The organism is Photobacterium lipolyticum, from assembly GCF_003026475.1.
GTDB lineage: Bacteria > Pseudomonadota > Gammaproteobacteria > Enterobacterales > Vibrionaceae > Photobacterium > Photobacterium lipolyticum.
In genome coordinates this window covers 15,946-29,688 of record NZ_PYMC01000020.1, presented here as the reverse complement: position 1 = coordinate 29,688, position 13,743 = coordinate 15,946, and the positions used below count along the sequence as shown (strand labels likewise).

Below are 13,743 nucleotides of genomic sequence, written 5' to 3'. Positions count from 1 at the left end.
CTAATTAAAAAGGTTAATATTATGTGTTTGGGTAATTCATCAACAACGTGACAGATATTAATGCCGTTGCTTCGGAAGTGAGTAAATTGAAGCAACGCTTAGACCAAGCTCAATTGTCTTATCGCGATGCTTCGCTGAAGTCTCGTCGTGAGATTGTAATCTTAAAACGCTTGATCACCCGTTTATCTGTCGCTTATCGCGGACTGGACAGTGAGCTGGACACTAAGCTGACTGAACTGCGCACTGAGCTCGACCAACCCAAAGACATCAGTAAACTCATTCCCCGTCTGGCTGTTATTGAACGCTTAGTTACCCGACAAGCCGGATTCACCGAAAAAGAAAACCAGCGTCTCGAGCAACAGATTCACCAGAGTGGTGAAACGCTGAAACGGGTCCACGGTTTACCGGCTCAGCTAAAGCGCGAACTGCGCAATATCCTCAGTGCAACGTCTGATAGCCTGGCTCACAATCATCAACGTATTCTGCGCTTACTGGAATTGTATGAGCGCTCTTTGAAGCTGATATCAACATCCAATGATAATCTGGTTCTTAAAGACACCCTAGATCATGATTTGCAGCTTCAGCTGACCAATGAACTACAGCATTTGATCACCGAGCTGGATTTTGATGGCGAATCCGGTGATAAGCTGCTGACCATCCGCAACCGATTATTGATCGGTGTGCCTCCACAGACACTGATTGAGTTGTCTCTGGAAGTCTTGCGCCTGGTACTTAATGGCACTCACCAGGAACGTCGTTCATCACAGAAATTCTTAGATTCGGTGAACAGCGATCTGGCAACACTGCAAAAAACCACCAATCAAAATGTTGGGCAGACATCGGCCTTATACGCACATCACGGTGAACTCACCACGGAACTGGCGACGGTCGTCAATACCGTCAAACAAGGCCTACAAGATCAAAAAAACCTGGAAAACTGGCGCCCGACATTAACCGAACTGACGAAAGAGTTACAGGTATTGGTCGATCGCAACCGTGCGTTGGAAAAAAGAGAAAAAATGCTGATTGAGCAGCTCAGTTATAACGAGAATAAAGTCACCACCTTGTTTGAGCAAACTCAGGATTACCGCCAGCGCCTCAATGATCAGGAACGTAAAATGTTTCTCGATCACCTAACCAAAGTCTATAACCGTGCAGCACTGAATGATCGCCTTGAACATGAATATCGTCGCTGGTTACGCTACCAGCATCCGTTATGCGTTTCATTGATTGATATCGACGATTTCAAGGACATTAATGACAGTTACGGCCATATAGCCGGCGATAAAGCATTAAAGATCATCGCCCGCACTATTCATCAGTGCCTGGAAGAAACTGACTTCATCGCCCGTTTTGACGGCGATGAATTTGTCGTGATCATGCCTGATGTTAGTGAAGAAGAGAGGAATAAACGTCTTAACAAGGTCCGCGAGTCAATTTCGCAATTACCTTTCCGCTTCCGGGATCAAAATGTCACGATTTCAATATCGATTGGTGCCACCTTATTTGAAGGTAACGATACACCAACCGATATCATTGAACGTACTGAAAAAGCACTCTACAGTGCTAAAAGTGCCGGCCGTAACCGCATGTTCTGGATTTTATAACCGTAATGCCAATTTACACTGAACTCTGGTCAAACCCTCTATCCCTGTGTATGGTAAAAGTAACCGATTGTTCGTTAACAGTCTGACAACAACCTTTATACCTAACTGATATTTATACCGATTGGTATTATATCTTCAACAGACTCCTGCCACTGTTCAACTCGCCGCAATTTCGTTCTGGAGCAAATTGAAAGCAAGCTATTACTGACAAATCAATATAAGCATAAATGGCACTTTTAATAATGGTATTAGAGATATAGGCAACCAGTTTAATATCAATCCCGATTGGTATTACTCTAAGATTTTCTCTTACGACGTAACCAACGCCGTTTCATCGTGACCAGGGAGGTAACTATGATTACTCATATCAGTCCAGTCGGATCCATGGAGCTGCTTTCGCAGCTCGAAGTTGACCGTCTGAAAGCCACTGCATCCAGTGATCTGTATCGCTTGTATCGAAACTGTTCACTGGCAGTCTTAAACTCTGGCAGCCATACCGATAATTCAAAAGAACTGCTGGAGAAGCACAAAAGCTTTGATGTCAATGTCATGCGTCGCGAGCGTGGCATCAAGCTCGAACTGATCAACCCACCAAAACATGCCTTTGTTGATGGTCGTATTATCCGTGGTATTCAAGAGCATATGTTTGCGGTACTGCGTGATATCGTCTACGTCAACATGCATGTACAGCAGCGCAATGACATTAACCTGACTAGTGCCACCCACATTACCAATTATATCTTCAGTATCTTACGTAACGCCCAGATGTTGCATTCTGGTGAAGACCCTAACATCGTTGTATGCTGGGGCGGCCACTCGATCAATCCGGTAGAATATCAGTACACCCGAGAAGTGGGCCAAGAGCTGGGCTTGCGCGAGCTGAATATCTGTACCGGCTGTGGTCCCGGAGCAATGGAAGGGCCAATGAAAGGCGCTGCTATCGGTCATGCTCAACAGCGTTATAGCAACAGTCGTTTTCTTGGCATGACCGAGCCGTCAATTATTGCCGCTGAACCGCCGAATCCGATTGTTAACGAGTTAGTGATTTTTCCGGATATCGAAAAGCGCCTGGAAGGTTTTATCCGCGTCGGGCATGGCATTATTATATTCCCGGGCGGAGCAGGTACGGCAGAAGAGTTGCTCTATATTCTGGGGATTTTAATGCACCCGGAAAATGCCGATCAGCCAATGCCTTTAGTGCTGACCGGACCAAAAGAAAGTGAACCGTATTTCCGTACCCTTGATGCCTTCATCAAAGACACCTTAGGGACTGAAGCCCAGAAACATTATCATATTATTATTGATGATCCGGAGAAAGTAGCCCAAGTCATGAAGGCATCAATGCCATTGATCAAAGAACACCGTTTAGCAACTGGCGATGCTTACAGCTTTAACTGGTCACTGAAAATCCCACCTGAGTTCCAGTTACCGTTTGAACCAAACCACGATTCAATGTCAACATTAGATCTACATACAAATCAACGTCCGGAGCACCTTGCCGCCAGTCTGCGGCGTGCTTTTTCTGGCATTGTTGCCGGTAATGTAAAAGAAGACGGGATCCGTGAAATTGAACGTAAAGGACCGTTTAAGATCAATGGCGATATCGCACTGATGAAGCGTATGGACAAACTGTTGAAGAATTTCGTCGAACAGCAACGAATGAAGCTGCCAGGCACCCAGTATGAGCCTTGCTACGAGATCATCACAGCCCCGACAAACGGGAAATAGAACCACTATTCACTCAAATGGCAGCCTGACTAAAAGCTAATGAATTCTCGCAGTGCACTGCATCTTGAGGTGGTTTAGGTATAGAATAAGGGCCTGTATCGGCCCTTTTTCTTATCAAAGTCAGTCACTGTTATGTCTATCCATCTTGTTGTTATTGATGCCCTTAACCTTATTCGTCGTGTTCATGCAGCCCAACCCGGCGAGCCGGATGTACACAACACAGCCCGCGTTTGCTGCCAGGCATTAGGCAAGATCATTAAGAGTAGTATTCCTTCGCATATTGTGGCGGTCTTCGACCATCATAGCGACGACCGGGGATGGCGTGCCGAGCTCCTGCCTCACTATAAAGAAGGCCGCAAGCCGATGCCGCCTGAACTGGTTGAAGGCATGGAGACGATACAAGATGCCTTTATGGGGATGGGGGTCGACTCACTGTTATCAGATGGTGATGAAGCCGATGATTTAGTGGCCACTCTGGCACTGAAAGTCGCCGACAGGGGGGAGCAGGTGACCATCATTTCAACCGATAAAGGCTACTGCCAGCTCTTGCGCCCGACTTTACGCGTGCGTGATTATTTCCAGCAGCGCTGGCTCGATAGCCCTTTTGTCGAAAAAGAGTATGGGGTTAAGCCGGAACAACTGCCAGACTACTGGGGATTAGCGGGGATCAGCTCCAGTAAAATCCCCGGCATTCCCGGTATCGGCCCGAAAGCTGCCGTCGAATTACTGTCACTTTACCCTGATCTTGAAACGATTATTACCGTCGGTGATCTGCAGCCTAAGTGGAAGAAAAAAGTCGATGAGCATCATGATCTAGCAATCGCATCGAAACAAGTTTCCACGCTGAAAACAGATCTGCAGCTTGGCTTCAATCTGCAGGATATCCGCTACCGGCCACAAAGCTAATCATCGTCGCTCCTGTTGATATAAAAAAACGCCATCAGCGATGATGGCGTTGTTTGTATTTCAGCATTGTCTATCCGAACTAACTTAACACTCGTTATACGAAATCCCGCTTTAGCAAGAATAACGAGTATTGTTCCGCCTCAACATTAATGCGGAGAACGGTTGTCCAAACGCTGGATGTGTACCGTGATTTCTTCACGATCATGATACAGGTGCTTCGCCTGTAAATTGAATTTCACACCATTTTGGATCAGGTAATGCTTCAGGTTTTCAATATCCTGCAGCACTTCATCGTAACGGCCTTTCATTGGCAGTTTCAGGTTGAAGATGGCTTCTTTTGCCCATGCTTTGATCAACCAATCACCCATCAGGTGAGCAACCCGTGCTGGTTTCTCAATCATGTCACAGACAATCCAGGTCACGTTCTTACGTGGCGGCTCAAACTTGAAACCATCCACTTCGTGGTGCTTAACCTGACCGGTATCCATCAGGCTCTGCGCCATCTGACCGTTATCAATCGCATGTACAAACATCGAGCGCTTAACCAGCTGATACGTCCAGCCACCCGGGCAAGCCCCCAGGTCAACAGCCCACATACCGGAAGCCAGACGCTCATCCCACTCTTCACGAGGAATAAACACGTGGAAAGCTTCTTCCAGTTTTAGCGTTGAACGGCTTGGCGCATCGGAAGGGAACTTAAGACGCGGAATACCCATAAAGAACTGCGAGTTATTGTTGGATAGCGAGTAACCGACATAGCAACAGCCGGGGGCGATAAAGCAGACATGAAGCACTGGCTTCCATCCATTATCTTTCGCATACAGCACTTCTTTTTTACGCATCGCCTGGCGTAGCGGCACCGTGAACTTACGACAGAATTTCAACAGCTCTTTGGCTTCATTGGTATCTGGCGTTTCAATGCGCAGCTCACCACAACGAGGGAAATCTTTAACCGCTTCAAGGATCGGTGAAATACGATCGTCTTGCGGTAAATCCGTTAATAGCGTTGTTGCCGCAAACATCTGGCGGGCAAAGATTAACGAAGAGAAAGGCTGTAGTTTAATGAATTTCTCGGCATCACCCTGCTGATGAAATTCAAACACCACATAACCGGTATTGTTTTTCGTCCGAGGAAAACCATATAACTCCAGTTTGTTCGCTTTGTCTTGAACTTCACCGGCACATTCTTTTTCAAAGCCTGGACGACAGTACAATATAACTTGATTCACTTTGAACCCTCAAGCTGAACGCCAGGCAGCCACAGCAAGCGCTACCCAACCAATAATAAAACACATGCCCCCCAGCGGAGTGATGGGGCCGAACCATTTAATTCCCGTCAACGCCAGCGCATACAGGCTGCCACTAAAGAGCAAAATTCCTGTTGCAAAAAACAGGGCTGCGTATTGTACTGCTTTTGTCGGCATAATGCGTGCCCATAATCCACATCCGACCAACGCGAGCGTATGCCATGCCTGATATTGCACCCCGGTTTGAAACACATCGAGCAAAGAAGGTGGCAGCTGAGCTTTCAGGCCGTGAGCGGCAAAGGCTCCCAGTGTCACCATTACGGCACCGCTTAACGCTGCGAAAAATAAGATAATTTTAACTGGCACCCACACACACCTGAATAAAAGCAGCTAACTGTTCTATCGCTAATTCGCGGTTTCCCTGCGCAGTATACCCCGACAATTTTCGCGGCTTAAAGCTGTGGTCACCATCGGGTAAAAAACTGACAGAAACCGATTTTGCATACTGCCAGCCTTCAACTTCAGCTCGGGTACCAAAGGTATCTCGCTCCCCCTGCAGAATTAATATCGGTAAAGTAGCGACTTTTAAGTGCTCACCTCGAAAGTTCTCCGGCTTGCCGGGCGGGTGAAAAGGAAAACCTAAACACGCCACCCCCTGCACGTTCGCACTGCAGTTTTCCACATCCGGTGATTCAGCCGCGATGTCGCTAACTATCAGGCTGGCCATACGACCGCCCATGGATTTCCCGCCAATCACCAGTTTACCGTCAGCAAACTCATTGATGTGCTTTTGGAAATCCAGCAACAGCTTAGGCTGGCGATCTGGCGGACGCTTTTTACCGTCTTCCCGGCGTTTGACCATATAAGGGAAGTCAAACCGGATAACGCGGATATCATGCTTGGCGAGGCCTTGAGCAATAGCCGTCATGAATTCGTGATCCATCCCGGCCCCGGCACCATGAGCGAATAAAAAGGTCGCTATAGCCTCTTCACCCCGCAGGGGGCCGTCAATCAGGTATGTCGGCGATGTGGATGCTTGTTCGACATCAGTAACAGGTACAGCATTAGGCATCCGTAATGTCCTCTTGCTCACTCGCGGCTTTTGCTAAGACCCAGTCACGGAAAGCCTGAATACGTCCGGTCTCCGCTTGTTTTTCCTGGCACACCAAATAGAAAGCGTTTTTACTCATCAGGATTTCATCAAAGGGGCATACCAGACGCCCGGCGTCTAATTCTGGTTGCGCCAACACATTATTACCCAAGGCAATGCCCTGACCGTGTACAGCAGCCTGAAGCACCATGGTTGAGTGGCTAAAAATCGGCCCCTGGTTAACGTTCATACCGGAGAGCTCAAATTGGCGGACATAGCTTTTCCACTCTTTACGCGAGGTATCGTGCAACAGGGTGTGAAGCTTGAGATCATCGAGCGTACGCAGCGGTTTAGGTCCCGTTAGCAGCATTGGCGAACAGACCGGCAACAGGTATTCCTGATACAGTTTATCGGCCCGTAATCCCGGCCAATTACCACGGCCGTAATAAATCGCGACATCAACATCGTCGGTTAACGATCCTTCATCCAGATCCACGGCTTTAATTCGCACATCAATCTCAGGATGGTGCTCATTAAAATCAGCCAGCCGCGGCACCAGCCACTGAATAGCAAAACTAGGAGGTAAACTAATGGTTAACGCCCCTTTTGCCCCCCGTTCAAGCACCTTATCTGTCGCATCCGAGATAGCAGAAAAAATGTCTTTTATATCGAGAAAATAGCTTTGCCCCTCCTCGGTCAGTAACAATGAACGGTTACGACGGCGAAATAATTTCAGCCCGAGAAATTCCTCAAGGGCTTTAATCTGGTGGCTTACAGCCGCTTGTGTGACAAATAGCTCTTCCGCTGCCCGAGTAAAACTCAAATGCCGGGCTGCAGCTTCAAATACCTTGAGTGAATTGAGTGGTGGTAATCGTCTAGACATAGTTTTCCGGTACTGGCCGACACATTAGTTTTTTTTATGGCGAACATTATAAATTGTCCATTGTCCAAGCGCTATAGAAACCCTATGATTCTCGCCGCAACAAAGGCTTAAACATCTGATATTTTGCTCTCTAGCATTTATCAACAAGCCAATGCTGCGATGTTGTGTTTGCATATTGTCCGGGTTGTGCCGGACAGGTAGTCAATCTACCCATTTACTTCCTGTTTTTTTGACCTATCCGTCAAAGTTTTTATTGTTAAGCACTGTGTCTCAACACGGTGCTTTTTTTTATTCCGGCCTTTGTGGCAACGATAAAATCACTTCTTGAGTATAATTATCTGGTGGATGAGGGATAACCGCTTGCTCTTAACGCCAATAATTAGCATGATCGCCCTCTAAAAATAACCCAATGTGACTCACCATGACTGCCCAATTTGATATCAACCAAATTCGCCCACAGTTTCCGGCTTTACATCAAGACTGTAATGATCAGCCTCTGGTTTACCTTGATAGTGCCGCGACTGCCCAGAAGCCTCAGGTTGTCATTGAAACCATCAGGCAGTATTACAGTGGTCACAATGCCAATGTGCATCGTGGCAGCCATAGCCTGACGGCAACGGCGACAGCGCAATTCGAACGCGCCCGCAACACGGTGCAGCAATTTATCAATGCCCGCTTTAGCAACGAAATTATCTGGACCCGGGGTGCCACCGAAGCACTCAATCTCATTGCTCAGACCTATGCGCGCCAGAACCTGCAAGTTGGCGATGAGATTCTCGTGAGTGAACTGGAACACCACGCCAACATCGTGCCCTGGCAAATTGTAGCTGAGCAGACCGGGGCAAAGGTCGTCAAGATCCCGATGAAACCCGATTGCACGCTGGATATGGATGCCTTTCACCAATGCTTAACCGACAACACCAAAATTGTCGCCGTCGCGCATATCACTAATGTGACAGGCACCCGTAATCCAATTGAACAGATCATTGCTGACGCCCACCAGCAAGGTGCTGTCGTCGTCGTTGACGGTGCTCAGGGTATCGTCCATGAAACGGTTGATGTTCAGGCGATGGATGCCGACTTTTATGTCTTCTCCGGCCATAAGCTCTATGCCCCTACCGGCATTGGCGTGCTCTATGGCAAGCAAGCCATTCTTGAAGCCATGCCACCATGGCACGGGGGCGGAAAAATGGTCGAAAAAGTCTCTTTTGCCGGCACCACATTTTCAGGCCTGCCGGGTAAGTTTGAAGCAGGCACCCCGAATGTTGCGGGTAGCCTGGCACTGGCCACTGCGATTGACTGGTTGCAATCACTCGACCGGGAAGGTGCCGAACAACACATTCAGCGCTTACGGCAGAAGGCGATTGATGGCATCGCCGAGATTGAAGGTCTGCGTATTGTCGGCTTACAAGCCAATGCCAGCCTGTTTTCGTTTATCGTCGAAGGCGTGCACCATCAAGACATTGCAACCTTATTGGATCAACAAGGTATCGCCCTGCGAGCAGGCCACCACTGTGCCCATCCGATGCTGGATGCACTAGGGCTAACAGGCACTCTGCGGGTATCATTAGCGCTATATAACACAGAACAAGACATCGAGCGCTTTATTGCCGCGCTCCACAAAGCATGTAGCTTGCTATAAGGACACCCATGACAGAAGCGACACTACCTCAACACCCATTCGGTACTGAGATTACGGCTGACGATATTGTGGCGCAAATGCAAACCGCCAAAGGCTGGGAAGACAGATACCGCAATGTCATTCAGTTAGGTAAGAAATTACCGGCATTGCCTGAAGAGTTAAAACAAGATCAGTTAAAGGTCAGCGGTTGCGAGAGTCAGGTTTGGCTAACCCATGAAGTGCAAGGCAATTGCTTTCATTTCGCGGCAGACTCTGATGCGCGCATTGTCCGCGGCCTGATCACCCTGGTACTTGCCGCGTACGAAGGCAAAACCGCCGAGGAGATCCGTGAATTCGATGTGGATGGGTATTTTGACCAGCTCGGCCTGATTGCTCACCTCAGCCCATCGCGGGGCAATGGGTTAAAAGCCATCGTCGAGCAGATAAAAGCGCTGGCTGAAGGCTAACGCTTCTGTAAAAAGTAGAGAGTGGCGAGGAACTAGAAACTAGACTCTCGCTACTCGGATCTCATATCTACTGACGATGCTTCTCAATCAGTTTGGCAATGATGCGCGATACCGCCACAAATCCAAACGTTGCCGTTACCATGGTCGCCGCCCCGAAGCCGCTGGCACAGTCCATACGTTTAGGGCCTTCGGCCGTGGCTTTCACATTACACACCGAGCCATCAGCCTGCGGGTACTTTAGCTGCTCGGTCGAGAACACACAGTCGATACCGAATTTACGCTTCGGGTTCTTTGGGAAGTTATGATGACGACGCAAGGTATCACGTAGCTTCTTGGCTAACGGATCCTGAATGGTTTTCGTCAGATCAGTAATTTGAATTTGCGTCGGATCCATCTGGCCACCCGCACCACCGGTGGTGATAACCTTAAACTTATTACTCTTACAATAGGCCAGCAATGCCGCCTTTGGTTTCATGCTGTCAATGGCATCAAGCACGTAATCAAAACGGCTGTCGATATATTCCGGGATGTTTTCCGGCGTAATGAAATCATCAATCAGATTCACCGGGCATTCCGGGTTGATCAGCTTGATACGTTCCGCCATCACTTCAATTTTACTCTGACCAACCGTCCCCGTCATCGCATGGATCTGACGGTTAATGTTGGTGACACAAACATCATCCATATCAATCAGAGTCAGCTCGCCAATACCTGAACGCGCCAGCGCTTCTGCTGCCCAAGAGCCTACACCACCAATACCGATCACACACACGTGTGCGGCACGCAGAATTTCAACGTCACTGTTGCCATACAAACGGCGGGTGCCGCCAAAACGCTGGTTGTAATTGTCTGAGGCTGGATTTTCTAATTTACGCATAGTCATTCACGTATAACTTTTAGTCGTTCAGATAAAGAATGAGCGCGTTTTATACGCGCTCTATTCTTAATTGTCCAGTCTCCCCTGCTCCCGGCAAGTTCATGGAACCGTATTAATTTGTCGCCGCAGGAGACAGCCATGGGGCTTCCGTCTCGCTATCTTGTAAGCCCAGCTTCCATACCCGACCAAAATGTTTGTAGTGGCCAGCATCAGTACCCGCCTGTGTCCCCATACCATGATACAGGTCGAGGTGGTTTTTCTTTACTGCGCCTCCCGTATCCAGCGCCATTAACAGCTTAAGGACATGCTGACCGTTCCAGTTACCTTCGCTGTCAAGCTGAGGGACTTCTGCCAGCAGCACGCTTCCCATCGGTAAATACTCACGATCTGCTGCGACCGAAGCATGTGCCAGCAGCGGGATACCTGCCGTTCCCATCACATCGAGACTCTCTTGTGGCTGAAAAAATACATAGGATGGGTTTTGCTCTAACAATTCACGCACAGTGGCTTCATCTTGCAAAGAGACCCACTCTTCAATCGCCTTTAATGACATCTTCTCACGAGGCACTGCATCGCGCTCAATCAAAATGCGACCAATGCTGACATAAGGGTGACCGTTCTTGCCTTTATAGGCGAAATACTGCAGCTCATTGTTATCATCAAAGTGAACAAAACCGCTGCCCTGCACTTCCATCATAAACACATCAAGCATCGATGCACTGTAGCCGAGCTCCAGTCCTTGCCCTTCCAGTGCCCCCTGATAGATCTCTGCGCGGGTCGGGCAACTCTGTTCACATTTCGGCATACCGTAAACAGGATAACGGAACACTTCATCCTGCTGATGGCGTAACTCTATAACCGGTGAAAAATAACCGGTGAACAGCACATTGCCATTTTCATCACCGCCCCCCATTTGCGCGACCTGAATACCATAATTAGCTAACTGGCTGGGATCACCGCTCTGCTCCGCCCAATTGTCAATCTGGCGATATAACGTCTGATATTTGCTTGTCATCGACGATGAGCGTGCTATCACCTGCGCTACCTGTTCGGCAAACATGCTGTAATCACGCGGTTTGTCTGACTCTACCGTCGGTACTTGATTCAAGACCTGATCAAAATTGCCATCTATATATTGCTGACCTCGATCAGTCGGCTTAGCGCACCCTGCTAAGCCAATAATTAACATTGCGATTGTAACTTTACGAAACACGGTAGAGACCTACTATAGTTTGAAAAAGAGCCTGACGGCTGAATATGCTTGATGTTAGCAAACACTCACCCGCTGGAAAGCGTTATCTTCATGGGAAATTAACACTTTGTGTAAGGCTTTGTGTCAAGGCTTTGTTTTATTTGCGGAATAGGTGAATAGTAGAGTCAGGGGAAACAACACGTTATTTTACTTATTCGGCTTCCCCTAACGGCTGAACGTGGAAATATAATGCGCGGGTTTTTGCCGAACCAGCTTCTCAGATAAATAGGTATAAAGATAAATTTCATCACCCAGGCGATACTTTAACGTACTGCCATCCCATTCAAAGTGAGTACTTACCTGGCGCCCGTGAATGAACACCCCTGCAGGGCGGATTTCAAAGCTGTCTGCAACATACGGCGCCACTTCCTGCTCAACCCAGGTGCCATAAATATGAGTTACCGGCTCTGGTTCGAATAAGTCAGCTTTAACCAACCCTAACGCCAGTGATGCCGAAAAAATAAGTGCCGTCGAAGAAAGCAACACCAGACAGACGCTTTGCAATGTTTGTAGCCTAACCTTTTTCATCGCCATTCATACGTCATTGATAACCTGAGTAATATACCGGATCCCCGCCACAGAGCTGGAATGATTTTACGACCGATATTCGATAACGGGATCTTGTGGCAAAAAAAAATATTTCTTTACTATCTGTACAATTATGAGAATTCATTTATTTTTTATGAATAGTTACTTACAGCATGGATGTAAAATATTGAAGCTTCGTAGTACGGCCCTGGTCAAAGGGTTTCGGCAATCGGCGCCATATGTGAATGCCCACAGCGGGAAAACCATTATTATCATGCTCGGTGGTGAGGCCATTGCAGATCGTAATTTTTCCAATATTGTCAATGATATAGCACTACTTAACAGCCTTGGACTGCGGATTGTGGTGGTTTACGGTGCCCGTCCCCAGATCTCACATTTATTAACCAGCCAAGGGTATTCAACGCCTTATCATAACGGGGTAAGGGTTACCGACGAACGGGCCTTAGAACTGGTTAAGCAGGCCGCTGGACAGCTACAGCTCGATATTACTGCCCGATTTTCGATGGGACTAAACAATACCCCAATGGCCGGCGCACAAATTAACGTCGTCAGTGGCAACTTCATTATCGCGCAGCCACTCGGTATAGATGAAGGCATCGATTATTGCCATAGCGGTCGTATCCGCCGGATAGATGCTGATGGCATTCACCGCCAGTTAGATCAGCACTCCATTGTCCTGCTTGGCCCCGTCGCCAGCTCGGTGACAGGGGAATGCTTTAATCTCACCTCGGAAGAAGTGGCCACTCAGTTAGCGATTCGATTAAAGGCAGACAAATTGATTGGCTTCTGCTCTGAACAAGGGGTGCTCAGCGAGCAGGGTGAAGTGGCTTCTGAACTGCTACCCAATGAAGCCGAAATGGCTTTACAGCGCCTGGTAGATGCCGATGACGATGAATGTGGCACAGCACGCTTTTTACGCGGGGCGATCACGGCATGTCGCGCCGGCGTTCCCCGCAGCCATCTGATCAGCTATAAAGAAGACGGCGCTCTGATCCAGGAACTGTTCTCACTTGACGGGATTGGTACCCAAATTGTGATGGCCAGTGCCGAAAAAGTCCACACGGCGGGCATTGACGATATTGGCGGTATCTTAGAGCTCATTTATCCGCTGGAGCAAGAAGGGATCTTGGTACGCCGATCCCGCGAGCAGCTGGAACAGGAAATTGAGCGATTTACGATTGTTGAACGTGACGGTCTGATCATCGCCTGTGCCGCGCTCTATCCTTTCCCGGAAGAGAAAATGGCCGAAATGGCCTGTGTGGCGGTGCATCCCGATTTCAGAGACGGCGATCGTGGCGCATTGCTGCTTAACCGGCTTCGCATGCAAGCCAAAGAGCAAGGCTTAAAACAACTGTTTGTTTTAACCACACGCAGTCTGCACTGGTTCCGTGAACAAGGCTTTATTGAAACGGATGTCGAGCAGTTACCAATGGCAAAAAAGGCGCTGTATAACTTCCAGCGCAAGTCAAAGATCTTAACGCTAACACTCTGAGCATCTTCGACATCCTCATAAAGA

General features: G+C 48.3%; 13 protein-coding genes. 6 read left to right on the top strand and 7 right to left on the bottom strand.

Annotated features, from left to right (window positions below; genetic code table 11):
- The first annotated feature begins 47 nt into the window (after nucleotides 1–47).
- The 3 genes from C9I89_RS19555 to xni all read left to right on the top strand — a co-directional run bounded on the left by C9I89_RS19555 (nucleotide 48) and on the right by xni (nucleotide 4,241).
- Nucleotides 48–1,607: a GGDEF domain-containing protein gene (locus tag C9I89_RS19555; RefSeq protein ID WP_107285000.1), complete on the top strand. Its 1,560-nt coding sequence runs from the start codon at nucleotides 48–50 to the stop codon at nucleotides 1,605–1,607.
- Nucleotides 1,608–1,961: 354 nt separating this feature from the next.
- Nucleotides 1,962–3,335, top strand: coding sequence for a nucleotide 5'-monophosphate nucleosidase PpnN (gene ppnN, locus C9I89_RS19550; protein WP_107284999.1), 1,374 nt, complete (start codon nucleotides 1,962–1,964; stop codon nucleotides 3,333–3,335).
- Nucleotides 3,336–3,467: 132 nt separating this feature from the next.
- Nucleotides 3,468–4,241, top strand: a complete 774-nt coding sequence (xni, locus tag C9I89_RS19545; protein ID WP_107284998.1) for a flap endonuclease Xni — start codon at nucleotides 3,468–3,470, stop codon at nucleotides 4,239–4,241.
- A gap of 146 nt (nucleotides 4,242–4,387) precedes the next feature.
- Here xni and rlmM read toward each other — a convergent pair whose 3' ends face one another.
- Genes rlmM through C9I89_RS19525 form a run of 4 tightly spaced genes read right to left on the bottom strand, consistent with a single transcriptional unit; the run spans nucleotide 4,388 to nucleotide 7,461 of the window.
- The gene (gene rlmM / locus C9I89_RS19540; RefSeq protein ID WP_107284997.1) at nucleotides 4,388–5,470 is read right to left on the bottom strand and encodes a 23S rRNA (cytidine(2498)-2'-O)-methyltransferase RlmM; all 1,083 of its coding nucleotides are present in this window, start codon (nucleotides 5,468–5,470) and stop codon (nucleotides 4,388–4,390) included.
- 9 nt (nucleotides 5,471–5,479) lie between these two features.
- Nucleotides 5,480–5,854 carry a DUF423 domain-containing protein gene (locus tag C9I89_RS19535; protein ID WP_107284996.1) on the bottom strand — a complete coding sequence of 125 codons (375 nt, stop codon included), beginning with the start codon at nucleotides 5,852–5,854 and terminating at the stop codon, nucleotides 5,480–5,482.
- A complete protein-coding gene (locus C9I89_RS19530; RefSeq protein WP_170107743.1) occupies nucleotides 5,844–6,560 on the bottom strand; it encodes an alpha/beta family hydrolase in 717 nt (238 codons plus the stop codon). The genes C9I89_RS19535 and C9I89_RS19530 overlap by 11 nt, the downstream gene beginning before the upstream one ends.
- The gene (locus C9I89_RS19525; protein WP_107284995.1) at nucleotides 6,553–7,461 is read right to left on the bottom strand and encodes a transcriptional regulator GcvA; all 909 of its coding nucleotides are present in this window, start codon (nucleotides 7,459–7,461) and stop codon (nucleotides 6,553–6,555) included. The genes C9I89_RS19530 and C9I89_RS19525 overlap by 8 nt, the downstream gene beginning before the upstream one ends.
- Nucleotides 7,462–7,882: 421 nt before the next feature.
- On the opposite strand from C9I89_RS19525, the gene csdA reads away from it, so the two are divergent.
- Together csdA and csdE are read left to right on the top strand one after the other, a co-directional pair.
- On the top strand, nucleotides 7,883–9,103 hold the full coding sequence (gene csdA, locus C9I89_RS19520) for a cysteine desulfurase CsdA (RefSeq protein ID WP_107284994.1): 1,221 nt from the start codon (nucleotides 7,883–7,885) through the stop codon (nucleotides 9,101–9,103).
- An 8-nt stretch (nucleotides 9,104–9,111) separates the two neighbouring features.
- Nucleotides 9,112–9,549: a cysteine desulfurase sulfur acceptor subunit CsdE gene (gene csdE, locus C9I89_RS19515; RefSeq protein WP_107284993.1), complete on the top strand. Its 438-nt coding sequence runs from the start codon at nucleotides 9,112–9,114 to the stop codon at nucleotides 9,547–9,549.
- A gap of 67 nt (nucleotides 9,550–9,616) precedes the next feature.
- Here the strand turns inward: csdE and tcdA are convergent, their stop codons facing one another.
- From tcdA to C9I89_RS19500, 3 genes are all read right to left on the bottom strand, one after another.
- Nucleotides 9,617–10,426 (bottom strand): tRNA cyclic N6-threonylcarbamoyladenosine(37) synthase TcdA, encoded by an 810-nt coding sequence (tcdA, locus tag C9I89_RS19510; protein WP_107284992.1) that lies wholly within the window; start codon nucleotides 10,424–10,426, stop codon nucleotides 9,617–9,619.
- Nucleotides 10,427–10,538: 112 nt separating this feature from the next.
- Entirely contained in the window at nucleotides 10,539–11,639 is a 1,101-nt protein-coding gene (mltA, locus tag C9I89_RS19505) for a murein transglycosylase A (protein WP_107284991.1), read from the bottom strand.
- A gap of 204 nt (nucleotides 11,640–11,843) precedes the next feature.
- Nucleotides 11,844–12,206 carry a DUF2850 domain-containing protein gene (locus C9I89_RS19500; protein ID WP_107285047.1) on the bottom strand — a complete coding sequence of 121 codons (363 nt, stop codon included), beginning with the start codon at nucleotides 12,204–12,206 and terminating at the stop codon, nucleotides 11,844–11,846.
- 187 nt (nucleotides 12,207–12,393) lie between these two features.
- Here C9I89_RS19500 and argA point away from each other — a divergent pair, with 187 nt between their 5' ends.
- Nucleotides 12,394–13,719: an amino-acid N-acetyltransferase gene (gene argA / locus C9I89_RS19495; protein ID WP_107284990.1), complete on the top strand. Its 1,326-nt coding sequence runs from the start codon at nucleotides 12,394–12,396 to the stop codon at nucleotides 13,717–13,719.
- Nucleotides 13,720–13,743: the final 24 nt, after the last annotated feature.

Excerpts from the sequence above, each read along its gene's own strand:
- csdE (WP_107284993.1), top strand. The coding sequence starts at position 9,112 with ATGACAGAAGCGACACTACCTCAACACCCATTCGGTACTGAGATTACG.
- C9I89_RS19500 (WP_107285047.1), bottom strand. The coding sequence starts at position 12,206 with ATGAAAAAGGTTAGGCTACAAACATTGCAAAGCGTCTGTCTGGTGTTG.
- xni (WP_107284998.1), top strand. The coding sequence starts at position 3,468 with ATGTCTATCCATCTTGTTGTTATTGATGCCCTTAACCTTATTCGTCGT.
- ppnN (WP_107284999.1), top strand. The coding sequence starts at position 1,962 with ATGATTACTCATATCAGTCCAGTCGGATCCATGGAGCTGCTTTCGCAG.
- csdA (WP_107284994.1), top strand. The coding sequence starts at position 7,883 with ATGACTGCCCAATTTGATATCAACCAAATTCGCCCACAGTTTCCGGCT.
- tcdA (WP_107284992.1), bottom strand. The coding sequence starts at position 10,426 with ATGCGTAAATTAGAAAATCCAGCCTCAGACAATTACAACCAGCGTTTT.
- C9I89_RS19525 (WP_107284995.1), bottom strand. The coding sequence starts at position 7,461 with ATGTCTAGACGATTACCACCACTCAATTCACTCAAGGTATTTGAAGCT.
- C9I89_RS19530 (WP_170107743.1), bottom strand. The coding sequence starts at position 6,560 with ATGCCTAATGCTGTACCTGTTACTGATGTCGAACAAGCATCCACATCG.